Source organism: Mesorhizobium album, assembly GCF_033977205.1.
In the GTDB taxonomy this organism is placed as follows: Bacteria; Pseudomonadota; Alphaproteobacteria; order Rhizobiales; family Rhizobiaceae; genus Mesorhizobium; species Mesorhizobium album.
Genome location: NZ_JAVIIW010000013.1, coordinates 112,334 through 136,454, shown reverse-complemented (window position 1 = coordinate 136,454; position 24,121 = coordinate 112,334). Strand labels below are relative to the sequence as shown.

22 protein-coding genes and 1 other RNA gene are annotated in these 24,121 nt (G+C 64.3%); 14 read left to right on the top strand and 9 right to left on the bottom strand.

All coding sequences use genetic code 11. From position 1 onward, the window contains the following. Positions 1–61 precede the first annotated feature (61 nt). The gene (locus tag RFN28_RS13675) at positions 62–271 is read left to right on the top strand and encodes a TOBE domain-containing protein (protein WP_320287855.1); all 210 of its coding nucleotides are present in this window, start codon (positions 62–64) and stop codon (positions 269–271) included. A 33-nt stretch (positions 272–304) separates the two neighbouring features. Here RFN28_RS13675 and RFN28_RS13670 read toward each other — a convergent pair whose 3' ends face one another. Beyond that, positions 305–1,099 (bottom strand): thymidylate synthase, encoded by a 795-nt coding sequence (locus tag RFN28_RS13670; RefSeq protein ID WP_320287854.1) that lies wholly within the window; start codon positions 1,097–1,099, stop codon positions 305–307. A 141-nt stretch (positions 1,100–1,240) separates the two neighbouring features. Continuing rightward, positions 1,241–1,552 carry a DUF2853 family protein gene (locus tag RFN28_RS13665; protein WP_320287853.1) on the bottom strand — a complete coding sequence of 104 codons (312 nt, stop codon included), beginning with the start codon at positions 1,550–1,552 and terminating at the stop codon, positions 1,241–1,243. A 168-nt stretch (positions 1,553–1,720) separates the two neighbouring features. On the opposite strand from RFN28_RS13665, the gene ssrA reads away from it, so the two are divergent. Both ssrA and RFN28_RS34850 read left to right on the top strand, forming a co-directional pair. Continuing rightward, positions 1,721–2,081, top strand: a transfer-messenger RNA (tmRNA) gene (ssrA, locus tag RFN28_RS13660). After that, the gene (locus RFN28_RS34850; protein ID WP_430677990.1) at positions 2,061–2,219 is read left to right on the top strand and encodes an AAA family ATPase; all 159 of its coding nucleotides are present in this window, start codon (positions 2,061–2,063) and stop codon (positions 2,217–2,219) included. The genes ssrA and RFN28_RS34850 overlap by 21 nt, the downstream gene beginning before the upstream one ends. Positions 2,220–2,330: 111 nt before the next feature. Here the strand turns inward: RFN28_RS34850 and RFN28_RS13650 are convergent, their stop codons facing one another. Continuing rightward, positions 2,331–3,536, bottom strand: coding sequence for a multidrug effflux MFS transporter (locus RFN28_RS13650; RefSeq protein ID WP_320287852.1), 1,206 nt, complete (start codon positions 3,534–3,536; stop codon positions 2,331–2,333). A gap of 207 nt (positions 3,537–3,743) precedes the next feature. On the opposite strand from RFN28_RS13650, the gene RFN28_RS13645 reads away from it, so the two are divergent. From RFN28_RS13645 to RFN28_RS13630, 4 genes are all read left to right on the top strand, one after another. Continuing rightward, positions 3,744–4,427: a TetR/AcrR family transcriptional regulator gene (locus RFN28_RS13645; protein ID WP_320287851.1), complete on the top strand. Its 684-nt coding sequence runs from the start codon at positions 3,744–3,746 to the stop codon at positions 4,425–4,427. 117 nt (positions 4,428–4,544) lie between these two features. After that, the gene (locus tag RFN28_RS13640) at positions 4,545–5,078 is read left to right on the top strand and encodes an SspB family protein (protein ID WP_320287850.1); all 534 of its coding nucleotides are present in this window, start codon (positions 4,545–4,547) and stop codon (positions 5,076–5,078) included. A 9-nt stretch (positions 5,079–5,087) separates the two neighbouring features. Then, positions 5,088–5,285 carry a DUF4169 family protein gene (locus RFN28_RS13635; protein ID WP_320287849.1) on the top strand — a complete coding sequence of 66 codons (198 nt, stop codon included), beginning with the start codon at positions 5,088–5,090 and terminating at the stop codon, positions 5,283–5,285. A gap of 9 nt (positions 5,286–5,294) precedes the next feature. Further along, complete coding sequence (locus RFN28_RS13630) at positions 5,295–5,522, top strand: ribbon-helix-helix domain-containing protein (RefSeq protein ID WP_320287848.1); 228 nt, start codon at positions 5,295–5,297, stop codon at positions 5,520–5,522. Positions 5,523–5,528: 6 nt separating this feature from the next. Here the strand turns inward: RFN28_RS13630 and RFN28_RS13625 are convergent, their stop codons facing one another. Continuing rightward, positions 5,529–7,334, bottom strand: coding sequence for a chloride channel protein (locus tag RFN28_RS13625; RefSeq protein WP_320287847.1), 1,806 nt, complete (start codon positions 7,332–7,334; stop codon positions 5,529–5,531). A 187-nt stretch (positions 7,335–7,521) separates the two neighbouring features. Between RFN28_RS13625 and RFN28_RS13620 the strand changes: the two genes are divergently transcribed. Continuing rightward, positions 7,522–7,953, top strand: a complete 432-nt coding sequence (locus RFN28_RS13620; RefSeq protein WP_320287846.1) for a MarR family winged helix-turn-helix transcriptional regulator — start codon at positions 7,522–7,524, stop codon at positions 7,951–7,953. Positions 7,954–8,007: 54 nt separating this feature from the next. Here RFN28_RS13620 and RFN28_RS13615 read toward each other — a convergent pair whose 3' ends face one another. Beyond that, positions 8,008–12,036 (bottom strand): AsmA family protein, encoded by a 4,029-nt coding sequence (locus RFN28_RS13615; RefSeq protein WP_320287845.1) that lies wholly within the window; start codon positions 12,034–12,036, stop codon positions 8,008–8,010. Positions 12,037–12,252: 216 nt separating this feature from the next. On the opposite strand from RFN28_RS13615, the gene RFN28_RS13610 reads away from it, so the two are divergent. After that, positions 12,253–13,215 (top strand): Dyp-type peroxidase, encoded by a 963-nt coding sequence (locus tag RFN28_RS13610; protein WP_320287844.1) that lies wholly within the window; start codon positions 12,253–12,255, stop codon positions 13,213–13,215. Positions 13,216–13,235: 20 nt separating this feature from the next. Here the strand turns inward: RFN28_RS13610 and RFN28_RS13605 are convergent, their stop codons facing one another. Further along, positions 13,236–14,651 carry an FAD-binding oxidoreductase gene (locus RFN28_RS13605; RefSeq protein ID WP_320287843.1) on the bottom strand — a complete coding sequence of 472 codons (1,416 nt, stop codon included), beginning with the start codon at positions 14,649–14,651 and terminating at the stop codon, positions 13,236–13,238. A 165-nt stretch (positions 14,652–14,816) separates the two neighbouring features. Between RFN28_RS13605 and RFN28_RS13600 the strand changes: the two genes are divergently transcribed. Both RFN28_RS13600 and RFN28_RS13595 read left to right on the top strand, forming a co-directional pair. After that, complete coding sequence (locus RFN28_RS13600; RefSeq protein ID WP_320287842.1) at positions 14,817–15,302, top strand: thioesterase family protein; 486 nt, start codon at positions 14,817–14,819, stop codon at positions 15,300–15,302. A 144-nt stretch (positions 15,303–15,446) separates the two neighbouring features. After that, on the top strand, positions 15,447–15,644 hold the full coding sequence (locus RFN28_RS13595) for a hypothetical protein (RefSeq protein WP_320287841.1): 198 nt from the start codon (positions 15,447–15,449) through the stop codon (positions 15,642–15,644). Between the two features lie 118 nt (positions 15,645–15,762). Here the strand turns inward: RFN28_RS13595 and RFN28_RS13590 are convergent, their stop codons facing one another. Continuing rightward, a complete protein-coding gene (locus RFN28_RS13590) occupies positions 15,763–16,236 on the bottom strand; it encodes an Lrp/AsnC family transcriptional regulator (RefSeq protein WP_320287840.1) in 474 nt (157 codons plus the stop codon). 89 nt (positions 16,237–16,325) lie between these two features. Between RFN28_RS13590 and RFN28_RS13585 the strand changes: the two genes are divergently transcribed. Further along, positions 16,326–17,234, top strand: a complete 909-nt coding sequence (locus RFN28_RS13585; protein ID WP_320287839.1) for an EamA family transporter — start codon at positions 16,326–16,328, stop codon at positions 17,232–17,234. 30 nt (positions 17,235–17,264) lie between these two features. On the opposite strand, the gene RFN28_RS13580 is transcribed toward RFN28_RS13585, so the two are convergent. After that, positions 17,265–18,152 carry a dienelactone hydrolase family protein gene (locus tag RFN28_RS13580; protein ID WP_320287838.1) on the bottom strand — a complete coding sequence of 296 codons (888 nt, stop codon included), beginning with the start codon at positions 18,150–18,152 and terminating at the stop codon, positions 17,265–17,267. A gap of 258 nt (positions 18,153–18,410) precedes the next feature. Here RFN28_RS13580 and RFN28_RS13575 point away from each other — a divergent pair, with 258 nt between their 5' ends. Then, positions 18,411–18,848, top strand: coding sequence for a hypothetical protein (locus RFN28_RS13575; protein ID WP_320287837.1), 438 nt, complete (start codon positions 18,411–18,413; stop codon positions 18,846–18,848). A gap of 91 nt (positions 18,849–18,939) precedes the next feature. Here the strand turns inward: RFN28_RS13575 and RFN28_RS13570 are convergent, their stop codons facing one another. Next, positions 18,940–21,258 (bottom strand): glucose/quinate/shikimate family membrane-bound PQQ-dependent dehydrogenase, encoded by a 2,319-nt coding sequence (locus RFN28_RS13570; RefSeq protein WP_320287836.1) that lies wholly within the window; start codon positions 21,256–21,258, stop codon positions 18,940–18,942. Positions 21,259–21,440: 182 nt separating this feature from the next. On the opposite strand from RFN28_RS13570, the gene RFN28_RS13565 reads away from it, so the two are divergent. Beyond that, positions 21,441–24,089 carry an ATP-dependent helicase gene (locus RFN28_RS13565; RefSeq protein WP_320287835.1) on the top strand — a complete coding sequence of 883 codons (2,649 nt, stop codon included), beginning with the start codon at positions 21,441–21,443 and terminating at the stop codon, positions 24,087–24,089. Positions 24,090–24,121 lie beyond the last annotated feature (32 nt).

Here is a 24,121-nt window from a genome sequence, read left to right as displayed (position 1 = left end):
GCACGCTCTTCCCAGCCTACGATAAAGCCTGTTCGATACAGCGAAGGCCAGGGAGAGGCACATGAAGATCAGCGCCCGCAACATCCTCGAGGGCAAGGTCACCGAGATCATCAAGGGAGCGACCATCTCGCATGTCAGGATAGACATCGGCGGCGGCATCATCGTCACCGCTTCGATCACCAATGAAGCGGTCGCCGACCTCCAACTCGAAAAAGGCAAGCAGGCCTATGCGGTGATCAAGGCGTCCGACGTCATCGTCGGGATCGACTGACCACTTGAGTGCGCTGGCGGCCCGGACTTGACCCTATACCGCGATCGGCGCCTTGATGTTGGCATCCGCAAAATAGTTCTCGAGGCGGAAATCCTCGAAGCGGAAGGCGAAAAGATCCTTCACATCCGGATTGATCCACATCGTCGGCAGCGGCTTCGGCGTGCGCTGCATCTGCTCGCGCGCCTGCTCGAAATGGTTCGAATAGAGATGCGCGTCGCCGAGCGTGTGGACGAAGTCGCCGGGCTTCAGCCCGGTGACCTGTGTCACCATCATGGTCAGCAAAGCGTAGGAAGCGATGTTGAACGGCACGCCGAGGAAAATGTCGGCCGAGCGCTGGTAGAGATGACAGGAGAGCCGGCCTTCCGAGACGTAGAACTGGAACAGGCAGTGGCAGGGCGGCAATGCCATCGCCTCCACCTCGGCCGGGTTCCAGGCCGAGACGATCAGCCGGCGGGAATTGGGATTCTTGCGTATCTCCTTGAGAAGACCGGCGATCTGGTCGATTTCACCGCCATGTCCGTCCGGCCACGAGCGCCACTGCTTGCCATAGACGGGGCCGAGATCGCCATTCTCATCGGCCCATTCGTCCCAGATGGTGACGCCGTTGTCGTTGAGATACTTGATGTTGGTGTCGCCGGCCAGGAACCACAGAAGCTCGTGGATGATCGACTTCAGATGCAGCTTCTTTGTGGTGGTGACCGGGAAGCCGCGCGAAAGGTCGAAGCGCATCTGGTAGCCGAACACCGAGCGCGTGCCTGTGCCGGTACGGTCGCCGCGATCGACGCCGTTTTCCAGCACGTGCTTCAACAGGTCGAGATATTGGCGCATCTGCTCCGCCTCGATTCGAATGACAAGCGATCATAGCCGACCAGCCGTCGATCGAACACCGTCAAGCTCACGGGATGTGGATCGTGCGCCAGACCTCCTCGGCGCCGGCACGATGCCGCGCCGGCTGCCGATGGCGGTGTCTTAGAGAGAAGCCAGCTTGCCCAGGTCCTTCGCCACCAGATAGTAGAAGGTCACGCGGCTCTTGGTGTTGTCGGCGGCCATCGCCTTGCAGACCTTCTCGATCGAGGCGTCGGCCTTCTTGGCGTCGGCGACGCCAAGCTTCTTGGCCACCCAGTTCTCCCGAACGCGCTCGAGCTCCTTCGGGTCCGTGCAGGAGACCAGCGCGGAATCGCGATTCCTGAGCGCGATACCCAGATGCTTGACGATCTTCTCGACCGCATCGGCGCCGGCGCCGGCATCGTATTTCTTCACATCCGCAAGATAGTCGGCCATCGAACTTCCCCTCGTCGGCGCCACGGATCCGATCGATGAGGCTTGTGGCGCGCCGCGCAACTTGTGCGCCATGACAGAGACTCCTCATCGCCGGCGGAGCTTCGATTGAGTAAGCGCGCAAGTCAACCCTCGGCTGCGCGGTTTGGCGCAGGGGACAAGTGCCGGTTTGGCCTTTCATTTTCCAAGATCGCTCCCTATATTCGCTTCGTCGGCTTGACCGACTATGGCGATAAACAGGCGATGAAATAAGCCGTTCGGACCCGGGGGCGGTACCCGGCGCCTCCACCAAAAACCGCTCTTCCAAAGGGAGCGGCTTTTGCTGGGGGCGAAATAGGATCGACGAAGGTGTAAAGATCGTACTTTCGCCCGGCATTGTACCACCGTCATCGGGCTAAACTTATAGTTGCCAACGACAACTATGCGGAAGCTCGTCTCGCCGCTTAATGCGGTGCGAACGCTTCAAATCAAGCCCTAGAGGTTCGCACTTCTAGGCGGGGTTCGGAGGTACCTGGCAACAGAAACCTCCACCTTCCCCTTCTTTGCTTCTTTTCCCAAATCAACCGAACTTCGTGCTCCCGGTTCCGGCAAGACCACGCTGATCGAGGCGTTGAAGGCCGCGGGCCTTGCAACCGCGCCCGAGGCCGGACGCCGCATCATTCGCGACTAGGTGGACGGCCTTGCCCTGCGAGGAGCGTGTGCGCTTCATTCTCGATGCAGCCGACGTGACGCGTACATGAAAAAGGCCGGGCGAACCCGGCCTTTTCCGATCTTTTGTGAGTTACTCGGCAGGCGCTTCGACCGCTTCCCGCGCCCTGCCGAGTGTGACCTTCGCCAGCGTGAAGGAAATCACCGCGCAGAGCGTGATGCCGGCGACCATCGGCAGCGGCGTGCCGTCGAAGAAGAGACCAGCGACACCCATCGCCAGCGCGCCGATGGCGAAGTGCAGCGTGCCCATCAGCGCCGAGGCGGTGCCGGCGATCTCGCCATGTTCTTCCATGGCCAGCACCGAGGTGGTCGGGATGACCAGGCCGAGGAAGCCGTAGCCGACGAAGAGCAGCGCCGCCATTACGTCGAGCCTGTCGACGCCCGAAGCCATGATCGCGAACAGTGCCACCATCACCGTGGCGTAGCCGGTGACGGCCACCCACACGACCCGCTTCAAACCGAAGCGGTCGGCCAGCATACCCGTCAGCTGCGACATGCCGATGAAGGCGACCGCATTGATCGAGAAGAACACGCTGTAGACCGACGGCGACAGGCCGTAATGGTCGATCAGGATGAAGGACGAACTCGACAGATAGACGAAGAAGCTCGCAATGCCGAAGCCGGCGATCGCCGTCAGGCCGAGGAAGTTGCGGTCACTCATAAGGTAGCGGTAACCGGCAAGCGCCGTGCCGAAGGATGAGTCGGCGCGCTCCTCGACCGACCGCGTCTCCTTGAGCGAGGTGGCGAGCAGGATGGTGGCTAAAGCCGCGGCGCCCGTGACCGTCCAGAACACGGCGCGCCAGCCGAAGCTCTCGATGATCTGGCTGCCGGTCAGCGGCGCGAGGATAGGCGACACCGAGAACACCAGCATCAAAAGCGACATCAGCTTGGCGGCCTCGTTGCCTGTGTGCAAGTCGCGCACGATGGCGCGCGGCACCGCCATGCCGGCGCTGGCGCCAAGCCCCTGCAGGAAGCGGAAGGCAATCAACCACTCGATATTCGGCGCCATCGCCGAGCCGACGCCGCCCACCATGAACAGCGCAAGGCCGGCATAAAGCGGCAGCTTGCGCCCGACTATGTCGGAGATCGGTCCGACGACGATCTGGCCGAAGCCCATCGACAGAAAGAAGATCAAAAGGCTCATCTGCACGGCGGCGGTGCCGGCATGCAGATCCTCCCCGATCGAGGGCAGCGCGGGAAGGTACATGTCGATGGCGAAGGGGCCGATTGCGGACAACAAGCCGAGCACGACCGCGATGCGGAGGAATTTGGGACTCATGATAGGATTTCTTTCGGATCTGGTTGCCGCCGTGGTCCGGCGTCTACCCAAGGACGTTCCATCCCGTGAAAACCCGACATCTGAGAGCGAATTCATTCGTCTCTTCAGAGCGAATTCATTCCTCTTTCGGCGACGGATTTCCCTTTGTTGTGTCCACAAATTTAGACAGGCTTGTCCAATTCGTCAATCACCGCTATATAGTTTTTTATGAAGCTCGGCGTCTCTCCTGACACTTTCCCGCCACGCAGCCATGAGGCCAAGCGCATATCGGTGGTCGACGCTGCTACTTCTGTTTTCTGCCGGGAAGGCTATGCCGGCGCCAATATTGACCTGATCGCAGCCGAGGCCGGCGTTTCGCGCCAGACCGTCTACAACCACCATGGCGACAAGGAAAAGCTCTTCATGGCCGTCGTGCGCGACCTGACGGAGCGCTGCAACGCCGGCATCTTCGCCACCATTGCCACCTTCCCCGACCAACCCATCGATCTCGAGGCCGATCTGATTGCATTTGCCGTACGCATGAACCGCAACTGCATCTGCAATCGCGACGGCCGGTTCCTGCGCAAGCTGATCCAGGCCGAAGGCGAGCGCTATCCCGAGCTCTTTGCCGAATGGCGCGAGCAGGGGCCGGGCCGCACCTGGTCGGCGCTGGCCGCCCGCTTCGCGCGCCTCGCCTATGCCGGGCATCTTTCGATCGACGATCCCGACGTGGCGGCACGCCAGTTCCTCGCCCTGGTCAACGCCGAGTTGCAGATAACCTTCATGCTCGGCGGCATGCCGACCGAAGAGGAGGTGCTGCGCTCCGCGACCAACGGCGTGCGCACCTTCCTCGCCGCCTTCGGCTCGTACAAAACAACGTCCGTCAGGCAGGCCGCGCTCGCCCCCGCCTGAGCGGTCAAATCGCCGCCACCCCTCTTAGCCTTAGCGTTCGGCACCTATATGCGGTTTACGCCGCGCTCAAGCTTGATTACAGCTATGCGTACGATTCAACGGAACCCCGACCATCACATGGCCGACGACCACATCCGCTACGACATTCTGGCCCAGGAGGCGTTGCGCGGCGTCATGCGCAAGGTCCTGGCCGAGGTCGCGCGCACCGGCCTTCCCGGCAACCATCATTTCTTCATAACCTTCCTGACCGGCGCGCCCGGCGTGCGCATTTCCTCGCGCCTGCGCGAGCGCTATCCGGAGCAGATGACCATCGTCATCCAGTTCCAGTATTGGGACCTCAAGGTGACTGATACCGGGTTCGAGGTGGGCCTCTCCTTCTCGGACGTGCCTGAAAAGCTCGAAATCCCCTTCTCCGCCGTGCGCGGCTTCTACGATCCTTCGGTGAATTTCGAGCTCGAATTCGACGTCAAGGCGGAAGGCGTAGCGGAAGACGATGCTGCGGCGCAGACTCCGGAGCCGATTGCGGCCGTGCCCGAAAAGAAACCGGAATCGAAGAAGAAGGCCGCCGAGGCCGATAAGAAGCCGGCCGCCGCCGACACAGGCGGCAAGAGTGCCGACGTGGTTTCGCTCGACGCCTTTCGCAAGAAGTGAACCGGGAAGATGGGCGAGGTCGTCAATCTCCGCCGGGCCCGCAAGCAGAAAGCGCGCATCGAGAAGGAACGCCTGGCCGGTGAGAACCGGGCATTGCACGGCCGCTCAAAGGCCGAGCGCGAGCGTGACCGGCTAACGTCCGACAGGACGGAAAAATTCATGAACGGCCATCGCCGCGAAAAGCCCGGCGATCCGGGCGAAGGCTGAGCGCCTGCGATGGCCGCGGTCGAAAAGCGCTCGGTGACGATCCGCGGCCACCGCACCAGCTTTTCTCTGGAGCAGCCTTTCTATGATGACCTCCTCGCCATCGCGGCGAAGCGCTCGATCTCGCTGGCGGCTCTCGTCGCCGAGATCGACGAAACCCGGACTCGTGACGCCAACCTCTCTTCAGCGCTGAGGCTCTACGTGCTGGCCTGGGCCAAGCGCGGCGACAAGTCGTCTTGAAAGGGCTTACGCCGCAGTATCGCCGACGCTGTGCTGCGCTCTGCGCTTGGCGCCGAAGCTGAGCAAGGCGGAACGGTCGCGTTCCTCCGCCTGCTTCTTCGACCGCACCCGCATCAGGTCCTTCCAGCCGACATAGCCGACCAGCCGCGCATCCTCGCGCGAGACGACCGGCAGGTGCGAGACGTTGGCGAGCAGGAGCTTGTCGGAAAGCCCTTCCAAATATTCGTCCGGATAGGCGAGCGTAACTTTGCTGCCGGCGAGCAATTCGCCGAGCGTGGTCTTGCGATGCATGCCGGCGCGACGCCAGCGCAGGATTGCCGGCGGGTCGATGAGGCCAAGCACATGCCCTTCCTCGTCGATCACCGGGAAGCTCGGATGCCGCGTGTCCGGCGCTGTGAGGAAAGCGGCAGCACCATGCAACGTCATCGTTGCCGGCACGCTCTCGACCTCGGTCGTCATCACCTCGCGCACCCTGGTCAGCGCGAAGGGATCGACGCGGTACTCACGCACGAGGTGATGTCCGCGCCGCGCCACCTTTTCAGTCAGGATCGAGCGCTTCATCAACAGCACAGTGACGGCATGGGCAGCGGCGCAGGCTGCGATCAGCGGCACCAGCATATGTGTGTTGCCGGTGAGCTCGACCGCGAAGAAAGTCGCGGTCAGCGGCGCGCGCATGGTGCCGCCCATGGTCGCGGCCATCGCGAGCAGCGGCCAGAAGCCTGGCGTCGCCGCGGGCAGGATGCCGGCCAGAACCGCTCCCATCGCGCCGCCCATGATCAGCAGTGGCGCCAGCACGCCGCCCGACGTTCCGGAGCCCAGCGCCACCGACCAGATGACGGCCTTTACCACCAGAAGCGTCAGCGCGGCGGCCGCGACGACGCGGCCGTCCAGCATGTTGGCGATGTTGTCGTAGCCGACGCCGAGCGCCTGCGGCTCGATCAGCCCGCCGATGCCGACCACCAGGCCGCCGATCATCGGCCACCACATCCAGTGGATGGGCAGCTTCTGGAAGGCGTCCTCGCAGGCATAGACCAATTGCGTCAGCAAGCCCGAAAGCAGGCCGGCGGCGATGCCGACCAGCACCCAGCCGCCCAATCCGGCGACCGACGGCTCCATACTGCCAGAGAACGGAAAGATCGGCCCCGGCAGATGCAGCAAGGTGCGTTCGACCTCTGCCACGACGGCCGCGACGGCGACCGGGATGAAGCTTCGCGGCGTCCATTCGAATAGGAGCAGCTCGACGGCGAGCATGATTGCCGCGATCGGTGTTCCGAACACGGTCGTCATGCCGGCCGCCGCGCCCGCCACCAATAGCGTCTTGCGCTCATTGTCGCTGACCGGCAGCATCTGCGCGATCAGCGAGCCGATGGCGCCACCGGTCATGATGATGGGGCCTTCGGCGCCGAACGGCCCGCCCGTGCCGATTGAAATTGCCGACGACAGCGGCTTCAGCACCGCGACCTTGGCGTCCAGCCGCGAGCGCCCGAGCAGGATTGCCTCGATGGCTTCGGGAATGCCGTGGCCGCGGATCTTCTCGCTGCCGAAGCGGGCCATCAGGCCGATGATCAGCGCGCCGATCACCGGCACGATCACGGCGGCATAACCGAGCGGCGTATCCTCGAGCCTCAGTTCCGCCAGCGTGAACTGGCCGAAATAGGCGATGTTGGTTGCGAGCCTGATGAGCTTCAACAGCACGATGCCGGCAAACAGCCCGGCGGTCGCCACCACCACCGCGATTGCCGCGATGATGAGCACGCGCGGATCGGTGGTGAAGTCGCGGAGATGGCCGTTTCCGGCGTGAGCGGATTTCATCGGAGGAGCCTGAGCTTTCTGGCGGCGCAATGCCGTCCGGTTGTCGGCTACATATCGTAACACGATATAATTCTTCAAGGCCGTTTTTCGACCGCTGCTCCACGTCATTTCGATCGCGGTTTGCGCCGGGCCGCCCTGAGCTTTCGTGGGAGTTGAGCTTTCGCCGGAATGGTCCATAAGTCGGGGAATGACGCCACCGAAGAAACCACGCCCCGCCATCAGTCAGGCCGATTATCAACGGCTATCCGAGTTCCGCTACCTGATCCGCCGCTTTCTGGAATTCAGCCAGCTTCAGGCAAACGAGGCCGGGCTGACGCCGCGCCAGCACCAGGCGCTGCTGGCGATCAAGGGTTATCCCGGCGGCGGGCCGGTGGCGGTCGGCGATCTGGCGGAGCGGCTGCGCATCCGCCACCACAGCGCCGTCGAGCTGGTGAACCGCCTCGGCGAGGCCGGGCTAGTCACGAGGGATCAGGACAAGGCCGACCACCGCCGCGTTCTGCTGCAGCTCACCCCTCTCGCCGACGATCGCCTCGCCGATTTGTCGGCCGCGCATCTCGACGAGCTGTCGCGGATCGAGCCGATGCTGCGGCGATTGCTTTTTCGTCAGCAGCCGTCCTGAGCGACAAGGCAAGCGAGCCAAGCGCCGAGCTGCGGGCTCGTCGGCGGATAAGCCTCAACCGCCGTCTAGCGATTTCAGGAGATTCTGGATCGTGAAAGGATTGGCCTTGGGTTTCGGCGGCTCAGGAGCGGAATTGTCGTTGACGCCGGGAAGCGACCGGTCGACCTTTGGCGCCCGCTCAGTCGCCCTGCGCTCCGCCTCCAGCTTGGCCTGCTCGGCCTTCTTGCGATCCGCTTCGGCCAGCGCCTTGGCTTTAGCATCCGCTTCAGCTTTGGCGCGCGCTTCGGCCTCGGCCTGAGCCTTGGCGTCAGCCTCAGCCTTCGCCCTCGCCTCCTCTTCGGCCTTGGCTTTCGCATCCGCCTCTGCTTTGGCGCGCGCGTCGGCCTGAGCCTTGGCGTCAGCCTCAGCCTTCGCTCTCGCCTCTTCTTCGGCCTTGGCTTTCGCTTCCTGTTCTGCTTTGGCTTGCGCTTCCGCCTCGGCCTTCGCTTCGGCCTCTGCCTTTGCCTGCGCCTCGGCCTCGGCTTTCGCCCTCGCTTCAGCCTCGGCCTTCTGCCGTGCCTCTTCCTCCTGCCGGCGCAGTTCCTCCGCCGCCCGCTCGCGCTCGATCTGCAGCGCCGCGTAATAGCGCACCTCGCGCCGCAGCCTCTGCTTCTCGAGCAGTTCCGCCTGCATCGCCTCGACCCGCTGCTGTTCCTTCTCCAGGGCACGCTGGGTCAGGAACTGCGCCAGCGGACCGCTGTCGAACTGCGGCGCCGTCGCACCGAGCGGACCGGCGAGGCTGAAATTTACCGCCGGTTCAGAGCCGATCAGCGCCTCGTCGCCGGGACGATAGCTGATCGCGCCCTTGGCGGTCACCTTAACCGCACTGAGGTCGGCGGTGACGTCGGCCGACAGCGTCGCCGCCGGGCTGTTGAGGCTGATCGGCGGCGCCCGCAGCGTGCCGTTGGCGACAGTGAAGGCGATCTCCGTATAGCCGGCTGGGAAACTGCCATCACTAGCAATCTGCGGCGCGAAGCCCGCGGTCTTGGCAGCATCGATGTCGCGTCCGATCGTATCGGCCTTGGCGATGATGGGCGCAAAGGCATCGGGATTGATGCCGGCAATGGTCAATCCTTTCAGCGCCGCCGTGCCGGATCCGGACAAAGCGGCGATCATCGCATCGACTGACTTGCCGCTGGTCGACAGCGCCGCCGAAATGTCGCCGCTGCCGCTGACGCCGGCGCCCGGCAGCACGGCGGACAGATCGCCGCCGGCCAGCTTCAACTGTCCCGAAAACAGGCCGGTGCCTTCCGTGTTTTTGAGCTCGAACAGGCCGGTCAGCGCGCCGCCATAGAGCTTGGCCTGGAGGTCGGAGACATGAATGCCCTCCCCGTCCAGCTTCAGCGACAGGGCTGCGTCATGCGCGGTAGCGAACGGCCCGGCGGCAAGAGCAGCCGTGTTGAGGTCCAGATCGGCGCTGAACGGCAGGGTCGACTTCTGGCTGAACGGCGCGGTTGGCCAGCCTCTTTTGGCGGAACTGAAGGACTGGTCCCCGAACAGCGAGACTACCAGCGGATCGAGATCGAGCTCGTCGAGCGCCAGCGCGCCGGCGAGATGCGGCAGCCCGTCCTTCATGTCGACATTGACGTCGCCGGACACCGCCGCCTTGTTGATGGCGCCGCTCAGCCCACTCAGCACCAGAAGCCCATTGCCGAAGTCGGCATCGGCGGCGAGCGAGGTCGAGGTGCCGGTGCCCATGCCGGGTAGCCCGACGCCTGTCGTCATCAGCCACGGCTCGATATCGGCAGCGTCGAGATTGACCTTGCCCTTCGCGGTGGCGCCCTGCTGTGTCTCGGCGACCGTCCCGTCAAAGCTCACCCTGAAATCGTCCGCCGTCAGGTTGAAGCTGGTCACTAGGCCGCCGGCCACCGAGCCTTTCGCCGTGACATCGGTCGTCGCCTGTCCAAGCATGCCGAGCGGCAGCGCCGGCAGGCCGTAGAGCGCAAGCAGCGTGGCGGCATTCTGGTTGCGAGCGTTGAAGGTAAGCGATACCGGCGCATCGAGAAGCCGATCCGGCGTTCCCCTGCCCGAGAGCGAAGCCGAGAAGGCGGAGCCGCCGGCCTTGCCTTGCGCGGAGAGAGCGAGCCCCGTGCTGCCGTCACCGTTGTCGGCGGCACTCGTCACCAGGTCGATGCGGGCATCCTGGAACAGTTCGGGATAAGCGGCCGCACGGGCGGCCAGGCCCTTCAGAACCTGATTGTCCGGATAATGCTGCGCCGCGACATCGATCAGCGGCTTGAGATCGACGGCGACGACCGAAGCGTCGAGCTTGCCGGTCGGGCTTTTCGGGAAATCCTTGATTCGGCCGGTGGCGCTGATCGATGCTCCGGCGAGCCCGCCGACTGAAAGCCGGTCGATCTCGAGCAGGCCCTGCCGGAGCCTCAACGCCGTATCCACTGTGTCGGCCGTCAGCCCCCCGGCGCTGACCGGGCCTGCCTTGATCTGGAAATCGAGGTCGCGGTCGGAGAAGCGGTTGGCGCCCTTGTCGCTGACGAAGATCGAGGCGAAGGCCGCCAGCCCGTCGACATCCAGCTCGCCGCCTTTCAGCTGCATCAGCACCGAGGGCCTTGCGCCGTCGGGCTGGCTGGAATCGATGCGGCCCGAGAATTTCGCCTTGCCGAGGATGAGCTCGAGATCGCTGAAGGACTGCCGGTTCTCGCTGAGATCGACCTTGGCCTTGAAACCAGCCGCCGGCAGCCGGCGGATCGCCTCGTCGACATCCTTCGACAGCCAGGCGGCGAAGCCGGAAGGCTGTCCGACGGCAAGCAGCAACGAGCCCGTGAAGCCGAAATGGTCCTCGACACTCAGCAAGCCATTGGCCTCCAGCTTCGCGCGGCCGGGCAGTGTCGCGGCAAGCGACTTCACCGACCAGCCGCCCTCGGCCGGCTCGGCCGAGAGCCGCACGTCGCGCACCGTCGTGTCGCCCGCCACCACCGCCGGCAGCCTGACCTCGACCGTGCCCGGGATCGTCGGCTTCGGCATATGCTGCAGCGTCTGCTCGAAGGCCGCAATGCGCTGATCGAGCGTCAGCCCGGCTCCAGCGGCCCCGCCGACGGCTTCGTCGAACTGCACCTGCGCGCCGCTCGCCTCGATCGAGAAATGCGGCTTGAGACCGAGATCGACCGAGGCCTTGCCGTCGGCGGTATAGGGATTGTCGAGCGGCCCGGTCTCGAAGCGGAACTCGTCGACACCGAGCTTCTGGTGGTCGAGCGCGAACTTGCCGTTCAGCCGGAAGCCCGGATCGGGCTTGCCGGCGCTGACCTTGACCGGCTCGCCGTCGGTGCCGCGCAGCTCGGCCGAATTTCTGTCGGCACCCGAAATCTTGAATTGGCCGGAATAGACGGCCGCGCCCTTGACGATGCCGGCATTGCCGTCGGTCTCGACCACCAGCGGATAGGCGTCCGGATCGGCCTTCAGCCTGAGCCGCATCTGGCCGTCCGGCTCCACCTTGCCGGTGGAGGCCGAGACCTCCGTACGCATGCCATCGAAACGCAGCGTGCCATCCATCCGCCATGGGCCGGCGAGCGACTTGGCGGAAATCGTCGAGTCGATCTCGGTAATCAGGTGGCTCCGCCCGCCGGCGGCATGGCGCAGTTCGACCTGCCCTTCGGTCACCGTCAGCTTCTCGATCGCGATCTGGTTGGGGTCGAAAGGCGTCGATGGCCGGATCGCCCAGTCGACAGTGCCGTCGCCGGCAACGTCGATGGTCGCTTTCGGATGCACAAGCCGCATGTCGAAGATCAGCAGCTCTCCGCGCAGGAACGGCGCCAGCTCCGCATCCATCGAGAAGGTCTCGACCGTCATCGCTGGCTGGCCGCCAGGGCCACCGGCGACCTCGACATTCGAGAAGGTCACCGACGGGAACGGCAGCAGCCGCGCGGTGGCATCGCCCTTCACCGTCACCTTGCGGCCGAGGATGGTGCTCGCCTCGCGCTCGAAATCGGCACGATAGCTGGTCCAGTCGATGAAATACGGCACCACCAGCGCCGCGCACAGCACCAGCACGAACAGGCCACCGAAGATCACGAACAGGCGTGCGAGCATTGCCCCAGGGCGTAAGGTTGAAAGTCAGCCGCACTCTACCCGCATCCGCGTGTCGATAAAGAGGCAATTCGCCGGTGTCGGCGCGCAATGAAAGGCAGCGTCCGCTGTTGCGCGGCCGCGCGCGATCGCGATATCGTCTTGGGGCACACTCTGCCTCAAGCGGTCATGCCCGGCCGCGATCATCTGAATCATATCCTCAAACGCGGAGCATTCCCGATGTCAGGCAGGAACTGGGACAGGGTGCCGATCGACGCCCAGAGCGTGGATGCTCCACTGTCGCTCTCCGCGATTTTCCTCGTCGTCACGGTCGGCAGCGATCATGCAGCCCTCTCCAAGGTGGCCTCGGCGCTCAGCGCACTTGACGATCTCGCCAAGAATGTCGGCTTTCGCGACCTGTCCGGCCGGTTGTCGTGTATTGCCGGCATCGGCGCCGATCTCTGGGCGCGTCTTTCCCCGGACGGGCGGCCGCGCGAGCTGAAAACCTTTGCGCCGGTCAACGGACCGGTCCATTCGGCGCCGTCGACGCCGGGCGATCTCCTGTTCCACATCCGTGCCGAACGTGCCGACATGTGCTTCGAGTTCGAGCGCATCCTGCTGGACCGCCTGGGCGGCAGCGTCACCGTCGTCGACGAGGTAACCGGCTTTCGCTACTTCGATGCGCGCGACCTGCTCGGCTTCGTCGACGGTACGGCCAATCCGACCGGTCTCGACCTGCCAGCTTCCGCCCTTGTCGGCGACGAGGACGCTGATTTCGCCGGCGGCAGCTATGTCGTCGTCCAGAAATACCTGCACGATCTCAACGCCTGGGCGGAAACGCCGACGCACCTCCAGGAGGAGATCATCGGCCGCACCAAGATCGACAATGTCGAGATCGATGACGATGACAAGCCGCGCAAATCGCACAAGTCGCTGGCCACGATCGAGGACGACGCCGGCAACGAATACGACATATTGCGCGACAACATGCCGTTCGGCCGGCCGGGGCAGAAGGAGTTCGGAACCTACTTTATCGGTTACACCCGCTATCTGTGGGTGATCGAAAAAATGCTGCAGCGCATGTATGTCGGCGAGCCGCCGGGCGCCTACGACCGCCTGCTCGACTTCTCCACGCCGCATACCGGCACGACCTTCTTCGCCCCGACGCGGCCTATGCTGCAAAAGCTAGCCGAGGGGGCGTAGGAGTAGCGCTGGCGGGCTAGTCACCCGGCTCTCGGCAAGATCTTGCCCGGGTTCATGATGTTCAGCGGATCGAGCGCCTGCTTGATCGTACGCATAACATCGACGCCGTGGCCGAGCTCGTGGCGCAGGAAGCCGACCTTGCCTTGGCCGATGCCGTGCTCGCCGGTGCAGGTTCCTTCCATGGCGATGGCGCGCATGTTGAGCCTCGCGACGAACTTCTCGGCAAGCGCGATCTCTTGCGGGTTGTCGACATCCATCAGCACCAGCACATGGAAATTGCCGTCGCCGGCATGGCCGACGATCGGCGCGATCAGCCCCATTTCGGCAATATCGGCCTCGGTTTCCGTGACGCATTCAGCAAGCCGCGAGATCGGCACGCAGACATCGGTCGAAAGCCCCTTGGCGCCGGGACGCAGCGTCAGCGACGACCAATAGGCGTCGTGCCGCGCCTTCCAGAGCTTCGTTCGCTCCTCGGCGACGCTGGTCCACAGGAACGGTCCGCCGCCCTGCTCCTCGGCGATCATGCCGAAGGTCTCGGCCTGTTCGGCGACGCCTGCGTCGCTGCCGTGGAATTCGACGAACAGGCACGGGCTCTCCGGGTAGTCGAGTTTCGAATAATTCTTCATCGCCCGCATCTGTAGCGCGTTGACCAGTTCGATGCGCGCCACCGGGATGCCCATCTGGATGGTCGCAATCACCGTGTTGCAGGCTGCCTCAAGAGTCGGAAAAGGACAGACGCCGCCGGAGATCGCTTGCGGAATGCCCTGCAGCCTGAGCGTCAGCGACGTGATGATGCCGAGCGTGCCTTCCGAGCCGACCAGAAGCCGCGTCAGGTCGTAGCCGGCCGAGCTCTTCTTCGCCCGCTTGCCGGTCGTCAACACTTCACCGTCTGCCATGACCGCCGTCAGCGACAGCACGTTCTCGCGCATCGTGCCGTAGCGGACGGCATTGGTGCCGGAGGCGCGCGTCGCCGCCATGCCGCCGAGCGAGGCGTTGGCGCCTGGATCGATCGGGAAGAACAGGCCCGTATCGCGCAAATGCCGGTTGAGGTCCTCACGCGTCACCCCGGGCTCGACCGTGCAATCGAGATCCTGCGGATTGACCGAAAGGATGCGGTTCATGCGCGAGGTGTCGATCGAGATGCCGCCGCCCGGCGCATTGGTGTGGCCCTCGAGCGACGAGCCGACGCCGAAGGCGATGACCGGCACGCGGTGCGCGGCGCAGGCGCGCACGATCTCCTGCACTTCCGGAGTGGTTTCGGCGAAGACGACGCCGTCCGGCGCCTGGGTGGGAATGTATGTGGTGGTATGCGCATGCTGGCTGCGGATCGCCTCGCCGGTCTGGAACCGCTCGCCGAACTGCTGCTTCAGGATGCCGAGCACCGCGGCGATGCCTTCCTCGTTGCGCTCGACGGGGTTGAGGTCGCTCAAAGCCATGAATTCCTCCGCGAATGGACCAGCGGCCACTCTTGCCATGCAGCTATGGATGATGCCTAAAGCAATTCCAGGAAAAGTGTGAAGCGGTTTTCCGTCCGGAATTGCGCCAGAACGAAGAGAACCTCACCAGCCACGCCCTGTCCAGCGACGATCGAGGAAAACCGAATGACGATGCCCGCGCCTATCATTTCCAAGCCGATGGCGATCGAGAAGGATTGGATCGACTATAACGGCCATCTCAACATGGCCTTCTACAACGTGCTGTTCGACCGCTGCTCGGACGAAGCCTTCGAATTGATGGGCATGGGGCCGAACTATGCCAAGGAACGCCGTCTTACCATCTACACGGCCGAAGTTCATGTCTGCTATGTGCAGGAGCTGCATCTCGACCACAAAGTGAAGGTCTCGTTCCAGCTCATCGACCATGACGAGAAGCGGCTGAGGGCCTATCAGGAGATCCGCCATGTCGACGGCTGGCTGGCCGCGACGTCCGAGCAGCTTGCGCTGCATGTCGATATGGCCGGGCCGAAGGTCGCCCCCTTCCCCGCCGATGTGATGGCGCAGGTCGAAGCCATGCGCGCTGCCCACGCCTCGCTGCCGATGCCGGAACGTGCCGGCCGCTCGATCGGCATCAAACGCAAGAGCGCTTGAAAACCGGCGCGCCCGCGTTAACCTTACCGAGGTTTTAAACTGAACAAGCCGATTGAACCTGTTGAACGACTCAGCGGCACGTTCGAAAACCGCCGTACCGGGTTACGCGCGGGCGGCAGGCGGAATGCGGCGCGAGGACAGTGCATGAAAACCGACATCAAGGTCGAGGTGGAGCGGTTGGCGGCCGATCCGCGCATCACCGACTATGATTTCTGGCGATCGCTGAAGAACGTCGACAACGAGATCTTCCACATCGCCAACAACAACGAGCCAATTCCCTTCGACATGATCCGCTGGCGCGCGATCCTGAGGCAGGCGCGCATGAAGCGCGGCCACGTTTGAGCCCCACCGTTCCTTTAACGCATGTCTCCCGAAAGTGGGAACCGGTTTCGGGATAAAGACATGCGTAAAATCAAAAACCTAAAGCGTATGGTGCGAATCTGAAAGATCGCGACGCGCTTTACCCCTTTAGACCGTCGAGCAACGAGCGCGGCTCGACCGGCGACGACTGGATGATGGCAGTGTTGGTCATCGCATAGGGGATGATCCGGTCGATCACCCGTTCCAGCTCGGCCACCGAGCCGACATGCGCCAGCGCGATGAAGCAATCTTCGCCGGTCACCCGGTCGCACAGCGCAATTTCCGGCAGGTCGCGGATGATCTCAGTCACGACGGCAAGTTGCCCGGGCACCGGCCTGATTCTGAGCCATGCGGATAGCTTCATGCCGAGCGCCGCCGGATTGATCCTCACCGTATAGGCCTCGATCACGCCGTTCTCCTGCAGCTTGCGGATACGTTCGGCCACGCTCGGCGCCGAGAGCCCGACGGCACGTGCCAGTTCCGCCGTGCTGGTGCGCGCATCCTTTTCCAGGAGCCGCAGGATCTTCAGGTCCGACGCATCCAGGTCGGCATTTTCATTTCGAAGGCGTTTCACGGAAATTCTCTTTCTTAATGGCTAGAGAAGGGCCAAGTCGCCTTTCCTCTTCCATATGAAGTGCAGGTTTCGCCTGCGATAATGAGCGCATGAAATCTCAAGCGCAAGTTCCGACCGCAAAACGGATCGCCGGCGACACCGGCCGCCCTGTCCTCATAAGGCTGGCCAATACGCTGCCGCCGCATGTCTGGTTCTGCGTCAGCGCCGTCTTCCACTATCTCGGGCCGGCCTTCGCCGTGCTGCTGTTCGCTCAGGTCGGCGTGCTTGGCATGGCCTGGCTGCGCATCGCCACGGCCGCACTCATCTTCGCGCCACTCACAAGGCCATGGACGGTCTTCGCCCGCGTCGATCGCTCAGCACGGCTCCTGCTGTTGGCCTTCGGCGCCTGCCTGGCTGTGATGAACTGCGCGTTCTATCTGGCTCTCGACCGACTGCCGATCTCGCTGGTCGCCGCGATCGAGTTTGTCGGCACCATCGGCGTCGCGCTGGTCGGCTTGCGGAGCCGGCGCAATTTCGCGGCGCTCGGCATCGCCGTCGCCGGCACCCTGCTGCTGATCGACATAAAATGGTCGAGCGATCCCGTCGGCCTGTTCTGGGCCTTCCTCAACGGCGCTCTGTTCGTCGGCTATATCGTCATCGGCCACCGCGTCGCCCAGACCGGCATTGGCATAGCCGGCCTCGGCACGGCTATGGCGATCGCTTTCCTGGTCGTATTGCCCATCGGCTTCAGCGAGGCACTGCCCGCCTTCTTGGCGCCGCAACTGCTGATCGCCGCCATCGGCGTCGGCGTCTGCTCCTCGGTCATCCCCTATATCTGCGACCAGCTCGCCATGGCGCGGCTACCGCGCGCAAGCTTCGCCCTGATGCTTTCGCTCTTACCCCTCACCGCGACGCTGATCGGCGTCATCGTGCTCAGGCAGGTTCCCAGCCTCACCGATTGCCTCGGCATCGCGCTGGTCGTGGCGGGCGTCGCCATGCATAAGCCGGCGCGGGCGTAATCCGCCGACGGTGCTGCGTTCAGATTCAGGTCAGGCCAGCTTCTCCTTAAGGAAAGCAATGGTCCTTCCCCAAGCGAGGTCGGCCGCCTTCTTGTCATAGCGCGCGGCCGAGGTGTCGTTGTTGAAGGCGTGATTGACGCCGTCGTAGATATAGACCTTATAGTCGACATGCGCGGCATCGAGCGCCTTCTTGTAAGCCTCGATGCCGGCGTCGATGCGTTCGTCCAGCCCGGCATAGTGCAGCAGCAGCGCCGCCTTGATCTTCGGCACATCCTCGGCCTTCGGCTGCATGCCGTAATAGGCGACGCCGGCGCTGAGGTCCGGTGAGCGAACGGCGAGCGCGTTCACCGTGCCGCCGCCCCAGCAGAAGCCGACGGCGCCGACCTTGCCGTTGCCGTCCTTGTCACCCTTGAGATAGGCGACCGTCGCCACGCCGTCGGCCGCGACTTGGGCAGCCTCGAGCTTGGTGAACATGTCGCGCGCCTTGTCCTCGTCGGCGGGCGTGCCGCCGAGTGGCGACAGGAAATCAGGCGCCAGCGCGACGAAGCCTTCCAGCGCCACGCGCCGGGCGACATCGCGGATATGCGGGTTGAGCCCCCGGTTCTCATGGACGACGATAACCGCCCCCGGCTTGCCGGACTGGTTCGCCGGCTTGACCAGATAGCCCTTCATCTCGCCGCTGCTGCCCGGATAGGTGATGTCCTCACCCTTCACCCTCGGATCGTCCTCAGCGACGATCGCTGCCCTGGCGGAATTGGCCGCCAGCATCGGCGCGATCGCGGCTGCCGCCGCGCCCGATCCGGCGAGCCGGGTTAGCTGCTCCATGAAGCGCCGCCGGTCGAGGGTCAGGTGCGTGTACTCGTCATAGGCATCGATCATCGCCTGGGTGATGACAGGCTTGGCAACAGGTTCGGTCATGGCTCTCCTCGACGGCTGTTTGCCGCGCAAGATAGGGTTGAGGCTCGCATGGTCCAGTCACGGACGGGCGACGATCTTGCCCGGAACCGTTCGTTGAATGGGAACGTGCCCGTCACCGCGGTGATGCCCAAGGCGCCCATCACATTTTGGTCATTTCCGAAAGCCTTGATGGTGCTGTCACATTGGGAAGGGAAGCTGCCGATGCGGCTAAGCCTGGCCCGGTCATGAAGAGGGTCCGGAAACGAGAGGGGAAATGCCATGAACGTCCAGGACATCGTCAACAGCGTTTCGCAAAAGGCAGGGTTGGACCAAGCGACCACGGAGAAGGTCGTCGGCACCGTCTTCTCCGTGCTCGAGCACGAAGCGGAAGGCACCAGCGTTTCGTCCTTCTTCGCCCAGATCCCCGGCGCCGATGCGCTGGCCCGGCAGTACGATGTGATGGGCGCCGGAGCTGCCGCAAATTCGGGCGGTGGCTTGCTGTCGTCGCTGCAGGGCGCGCTTGGCGGCGTGCTCGGCGAAAAGGCCGGCGCGCTGATCAACGGCATCGCCGCGCTGAAAGAGTCCGGCCTCGACATGGCGCAGATCCGTCAGGCCGGCGAGACCTTGATCAGGCAGGCTGAAGCAGCCGCCGGCCCGGATCTCACCAATCAGGTGCTCGGCCAGGTGCCCAGCCTGAGGAGCCATCTCGGACTCTGAAGCGGTTCGGCCAGGGAAGGCGACTGCGGGCTGTTGCCTATGCGACAGATGCGCCGAGAGTCAGGTCAGGCATCACCTGAACATCGCCCATCTACTTGGGCAGCGTGTAGGCCATCACATAATCGCCCGGCTTGGTGCCGACCGAGCCGTGGCCGCCGGCAACGATGACCACGAACTGCCGTCCGTCGGCGACCGTGTAGGTCATCGGTGTCGACTGCCCGCCCGCCGGAAGCCTTGCCCGCCAGAGCTGCCTGCCGGTGGTGAGATCGTAGGCGCGCAGATAGTCGTCAACCGCGGCTCCAAGGAAGGCCACGCCGCCGGCGGTGATCATCGGCCCGCCGATGCCCGGAACGCCGACCTTGAACGGCAGAGGCAGCGGCGTCATGTCGTAGACGGTGCCGTTGCGATGCCTGTAGGCGATCTGGCCGGTCCTGAGGTCGACGCCGGCGACATAGCCCCAGGGCGGCGCCTGGCAGGGAATGCCGAGCGGCGACAGGAACGGTTTCATCATCACCGCGTAGGGCGCGCCTTCGTTCTGGTTCAGCCCCTGCTCGCTGCCTTTGGTGTTGTCACTCGGCGGCGGCACGTCGGCGCGTGGAATGAGCTTGGACGTGAAGGCAAGATAGGTCGGCATGCCGAACATCACTTGCCGCACCGGATCGACGGCGACGCCGCCCCAGTTGAAGACGCCGAAATTGCCGGGATAGATCAGCGAGCCCTGCAGCGAGGGCGGCGTGTAGCGCCCCTCGTAGCGCAATTTCCTGAGCGCGATCCGGCATGCCAACTGGTCGAACATGGTGATGCCCCACATGTCCGCGCCGGTCAGCCGCTTGGGATTGAATGAAAGCCCGGATTCCGGCTGTGTCGGCGAGGCATGGTCGCCTTCGATCGCGCCGCCCGGCGCCGGCATTTCCTTCACCGGGATGATCGGCTCGCCGGTGCTCCGATCAAGCACATAGAGGTCGCCCTGCTTGGTCGGCCCAACCAGCGCCGGCACGATCGCGCCGCTGGCCGAGGTGATGTCGACCAGCGTCGGCTGGGCCGGCACGTCCATGTCCCACAGATCGTGATGCACGAGCTGGCGAACCCAGCGCACTTTTCCGGTGTTGAGGTCGAGCGCCGTGATCGAGGAGGAGAATTTCTCGACATTGGCGCTGCGGCCCATGCCGAGCTGGTCCGGTGTCTGGTTGCCGAGCGGCAGGTAGAGCAAGCCGAGCTTCTCGTCGGCACTCGCCGTCGACCACATGTTCGGCGAGTTGTTCGTGTATTTTTGCCCCGCCGGCAGCGGCGCCGTCTGGTCCGGATTGCCGGAGTCCCAGTTCCACAGCAAAGCGCCGGTGCCGGCATCATAGGCGCGGATCACGCCGGACGGCTCCTCGGTCGAATAATTGTCGTTGACCGCGCCGCCGACGATGATCTTGCCGGCGACGATCAGCGGCGCCGAGGTGGAATAGTAGTAGCCCGACTTCGGATAGGGCATGTTGGCCATGAGGTTGAGCGTGCCGCCTTCGGCAAAGGACGAACACACCTGGCCGTTGGCCGCGTCAAGCGCGATCAGCCTGGCATCGGAGGTCGGCAGATAGATGCGTCCGGCGCAGGGTTGCCCGGCCGCGATCTTCGGATCGGCGTAGTAGGACACGCCTCGGCAGGTCTGATGCTGGCGGTTGGGGTCGGCCTTCACCTTCGGATCGTAGCGCCATTTCTCCTTGCCGGTCGCGGCATCGATGGCGATGGCGAAATTGTGCGGCGTGCAGATGAAGAGCGCGTCACCCACTTTCAGCGGCGTTACCTGGTAGGTTGTCTCCTCGATATCGTCGGGGCCTTTCACATCGCCGGTGCGGTAGGTCCAGGCCGCCTGCAGCTTGGCGACATTGTCCGGCGTGACCTGGTCGAGCGGCGAATAGCGCTGGCCAAATGGCGTGCGGCCGTAGGAATGCCATTCGCCGGCCGGCATATCGCCGCCGAGATTGGCCGTTGGCGTCACCTTGTCGGTACCGAGTGTGCCGTCGATATCCATGGCATCGACGGTCATCGAATAACCGGCCACCGCAAGCGAGGCGAGCACCGCCAGGATGAGAGGGGCGCGTCCGTCGGGACCGGTAAACCCCCGTCTGGCCCACGGCGTCAGCAGCCAGAGCGCGACGAGGACAATGATGCCGCCGCGCGGGCCGAGCTGCCACCAGTCGAAGCCGGTTTCCCACACTGCCCAGCACAGCGAGGCGAGCACGATCGCCGCATAGAGCCAGAGCCCCGTCGATCTGCGGCGGAAGATGAGCCAGGCGGCGATCAAGAAGGCGAGACCGGTAATTGCGTAGTACCAGCTGCCGCCCAGCATCACGAGCCGGATGCCGCCGCCGCCAAGAACCAGACCGATAAGGACAAGGACAAGGGAGGTGATGGTGACAGCCAAGACGGTACTCCTTCGACTGTTGCGCGCGTGCGGCGCCTCTCAGGCAACGGCGTGCCGTCCCTGCCCCACCGGCAGCTTTCCCTCCCCGGCCGTCCCTGTCAAGCGAACCGGAGCAGCGCAAAAATGGAACAAAACGTAGACGCTTCTGGCCTTTCGCTGCCGAATCACTACATTCGGGAGCGATGTCCGGCTTTTCGGAAGACATGCCCTTCTTTGACGAACCGAATGCGCGGCCCGCGGCCCCGTCCGGCATTGCCGCGCGCGCCATGGCGGCCCGCAGCACCCAAAACAGCGCGCCCGACTATCTGAAGGGACTCAATCCCGAGCAGCGGCTAGCGGTCGAAACAACCGAGGGCCCGGTTCTGGTGCTGGCCGGCGCCGGCACCGGCAAGACGCGGGTTTTGACCACGCGCATCGCCCACATCCTCGCCACCGGCAGGGCCTTCCCCTCGCAGATCCTCGCCGTCACCTTCACCAACAAGGCCGCGCGCGAGATGAAGCAGCGCATCGGCCTGCTGATCGGCGAAGGCAACGTCGAAGGCATGCCGTGGCTCGGCACCTTCCACTCGATCGGCGTCAAGCTCTTGCGCCGCCATGCCGAGCTTGCCGGGCTGAAATCCGACTTCACCATCCTCGACACCGACGACGTGGTACGGCTGATCAAGCAGCTGATCCAGGCCGAAAATCTGGACGACAAGCGCTGGCCGGCCAAGCAGTTCGCGCAGATGATCGACAACTGGAAGAACAAGGGCCTCGGCCCCGACGAGATTCCGGAAGGCGATGCGCGCAGCTTCGGCAACGGCAAGGGCCGCCAGCTTTACAAGGCCTATCAGGAGCGGCTGCAGACGCTGAACACCTGCGATTTCGGCGATCTGCTCTACCACCCGATCCGCATCTTCCGCGCCTATCCGGACGTGCTGAAGGACTATCACCGCAAGTTCAAATACATCCTGGTCGACGAGTACCAGGACACCAACACCGCGCAGTACATGTGGCTGCGCTTGTTGGCGCAGCGCCCCAATGGTGGCCGAGCTTCAGCGTCGGCGGATTCGCGTTCGGCCGAAGGCCGCAAGCCCGACCGGGCGTCCGAGCCGTTGCGAGGCCCCCACGGAGGGCCCGCGCCGGCAGGCGCGGAACAGCCCGTGAGCGTGAATATTTGCTGCGTCGGCGACGACGACCAGTCGATCTATGGCTGGCGCGGCGCCGAGGTCGACAACATCCTGCGCTTCGACAAGGATTTTCCGGGCGCCACCATCATCCGGCTGGAGCGCAACTACCGCTCCACCGCGCACATCCTCGGCGCTGCCTCGCATCTCATCGCCCATAATGAAGGCCGCTTCGGCAAGACCCTGTTTACCGACCGCGACGACCCCGAGGACGACAAGGTGCATGTCCATGCCGCCTGGGACTCGGAGGAAGAGGCGCGCGCCGTCGGTGAGGCCATCGAGGCCTATCAGCGCCAGAAGCACAATCTCAACGACATGGCGATCCTGGTGCGCGCGTCCTTCCAGATGCGCGCCTTCGAAGACCGCTTCATCACGCTTGGGCTCAACTATCGCGTCATCGGCGGTCCGCGCTTCTACGAGCGGCTGGAAATCCGCGATGCGCTGGCCTTCTTCCGCGTCGTTTCCAACAGCGGCGACGACCTCGCCTTCGAGCGCATCGTCAACGTGCCGAAGCGCGGGCTCGGCGAAGCCACCATCCGCCAGATCCACGACACGGCCCGCGCCATGCAAATCCCGATGCTGGAGGCCGCGGCCAGGCTTGCCGAAAGCGATGAGCTGAAGCCGAAGCCGCGCGCCGCGCTCCGTGAGGTCGCGGCCAATTTCGAGCGCTGGCAGAAGGCGCTGGAAACCACGCCCCACACCGAGCTCGCCGAGACCATCCTTGAGGAGAGCGGCTACACCGACATGTGGAAGAACGACCGCTCGGCGGAAGCGCCCGGGCGGCTAGAGAACCTCAAGGAGCTGATCCGCTCCATGGAGGAGTACGAGTCGCTGCGCGCCTTCCTCGAGCATGTCGCGCTGGTCATGGAGGCCGAGCAAGGCGAGTCGCTCGACGCGGTGTCGATCATGACGCTGCACTCGGCCAAGGGCCTCGAATTCGAGACCGTCTTCCTGCCCGGCTGGGAGGAGGGCCTCTTTCCCCATCAGCGCGCGCTGGACGAAGGCGGCCGCTCAGGCCTGGAGGAAGAACGCCGCCTCGCCTATGTCGGCCTGACGCGGGCGAAAAAGAACCTGCATATCTGGTTCGTCTCCAACCGACTGATCCATGGCCTGTGGCAGTCGACGATCCCGTCGCGCTTCCTCGACGAACTGCCGGAAACCCATGTCGACGTCGCCGACGGCGGCAATTCCTATGGCGGCTACGGCAATCCGTACGGCGGCGGCGCTTTCGCCTCGGGCCGAGGCGGTGGCCGGCAGAACCCCTATGGCGCGTCGCGCTTCGACAATATCGGCGCCAAGGATCAGGGCAGCTTCTCCAACACCTATGCCACGCCCGGCTGGCAGCGCGCGCAGGCGAACCGCACCGAGGCCACCGACCGCAACTGGGGCACGCGCTCCGGCCATCAGGTCGAGCGTATCGGCTATGGCGAGACCGACAGCGGCTACGGCGCCGGCCGCACCTCGGTGAAGGGCCGCACCATCGAGGGCGAGCTGGTCGCCAAGTCGGTCGCCGACACGCCGTCCGCCTTCAAGCTCGGCGACCGCGTGTTCCACCAGAAATTCGGCAACGGCAACATCGCGGCCATCGACGGCAACAAGCTCACCATCGACTTCGACAAGGCCGGCCAGAAACGCGTGCTGGACGGGTTTGTCACCAGCGTTTGAGCGGCCGACGACGAAACGGCCGTCTCCGACCA

Bases quoted from the DNA above. Each gene is read 5' to 3' on its own strand.
- RFN28_RS13615 (WP_320287845.1), bottom strand. From the start codon at position 12,036: ATGCTCGCACGCCTGTTCGTGATCTTCGGTGGCCTGTTCGTGCTGGTG.
- RFN28_RS13620 (WP_320287846.1), top strand. From the start codon at position 7,522: ATGACGCCACCGAAGAAACCACGCCCCGCCATCAGTCAGGCCGATTAT.
- RFN28_RS13630 (WP_320287848.1), top strand. From the start codon at position 5,295: ATGGCCGCGGTCGAAAAGCGCTCGGTGACGATCCGCGGCCACCGCACC.
- RFN28_RS13675 (WP_320287855.1), top strand. From the start codon at position 62: ATGAAGATCAGCGCCCGCAACATCCTCGAGGGCAAGGTCACCGAGATC.
- RFN28_RS13650 (WP_320287852.1), bottom strand. From the start codon at position 3,536: ATGAGTCCCAAATTCCTCCGCATCGCGGTCGTGCTCGGCTTGTTGTCC.
- RFN28_RS13635 (WP_320287849.1), top strand. From the start codon at position 5,088: ATGGGCGAGGTCGTCAATCTCCGCCGGGCCCGCAAGCAGAAAGCGCGC.
- RFN28_RS13585 (WP_320287839.1), top strand. From the start codon at position 16,326: ATGAAATCTCAAGCGCAAGTTCCGACCGCAAAACGGATCGCCGGCGAC.
- RFN28_RS13670 (WP_320287854.1), bottom strand. From the start codon at position 1,099: ATGCGCCAATATCTCGACCTGTTGAAGCACGTGCTGGAAAACGGCGTC.
- RFN28_RS13645 (WP_320287851.1), top strand. From the start codon at position 3,744: ATGAAGCTCGGCGTCTCTCCTGACACTTTCCCGCCACGCAGCCATGAG.
- RFN28_RS13605 (WP_320287843.1), bottom strand. From the start codon at position 14,651: ATGGCTTTGAGCGACCTCAACCCCGTCGAGCGCAACGAGGAAGGCATC.
- RFN28_RS13595 (WP_320287841.1), top strand. From the start codon at position 15,447: ATGAAAACCGACATCAAGGTCGAGGTGGAGCGGTTGGCGGCCGATCCG.
- RFN28_RS13580 (WP_320287838.1), bottom strand. From the start codon at position 18,152: ATGACCGAACCTGTTGCCAAGCCTGTCATCACCCAGGCGATGATCGAT.
- RFN28_RS13665 (WP_320287853.1), bottom strand. From the start codon at position 1,552: ATGGCCGACTATCTTGCGGATGTGAAGAAATACGATGCCGGCGCCGGC.
- RFN28_RS13575 (WP_320287837.1), top strand. From the start codon at position 18,411: ATGAACGTCCAGGACATCGTCAACAGCGTTTCGCAAAAGGCAGGGTTG.
- RFN28_RS13640 (WP_320287850.1), top strand. From the start codon at position 4,545: ATGGCCGACGACCACATCCGCTACGACATTCTGGCCCAGGAGGCGTTG.
- RFN28_RS13565 (WP_320287835.1), top strand. From the start codon at position 21,441: ATGTCCGGCTTTTCGGAAGACATGCCCTTCTTTGACGAACCGAATGCG.
- RFN28_RS13625 (WP_320287847.1), bottom strand. From the start codon at position 7,334: ATGAAATCCGCTCACGCCGGAAACGGCCATCTCCGCGACTTCACCACC.
- RFN28_RS13600 (WP_320287842.1), top strand. From the start codon at position 14,817: ATGACGATGCCCGCGCCTATCATTTCCAAGCCGATGGCGATCGAGAAG.
- RFN28_RS13610 (WP_320287844.1), top strand. From the start codon at position 12,253: ATGTCAGGCAGGAACTGGGACAGGGTGCCGATCGACGCCCAGAGCGTG.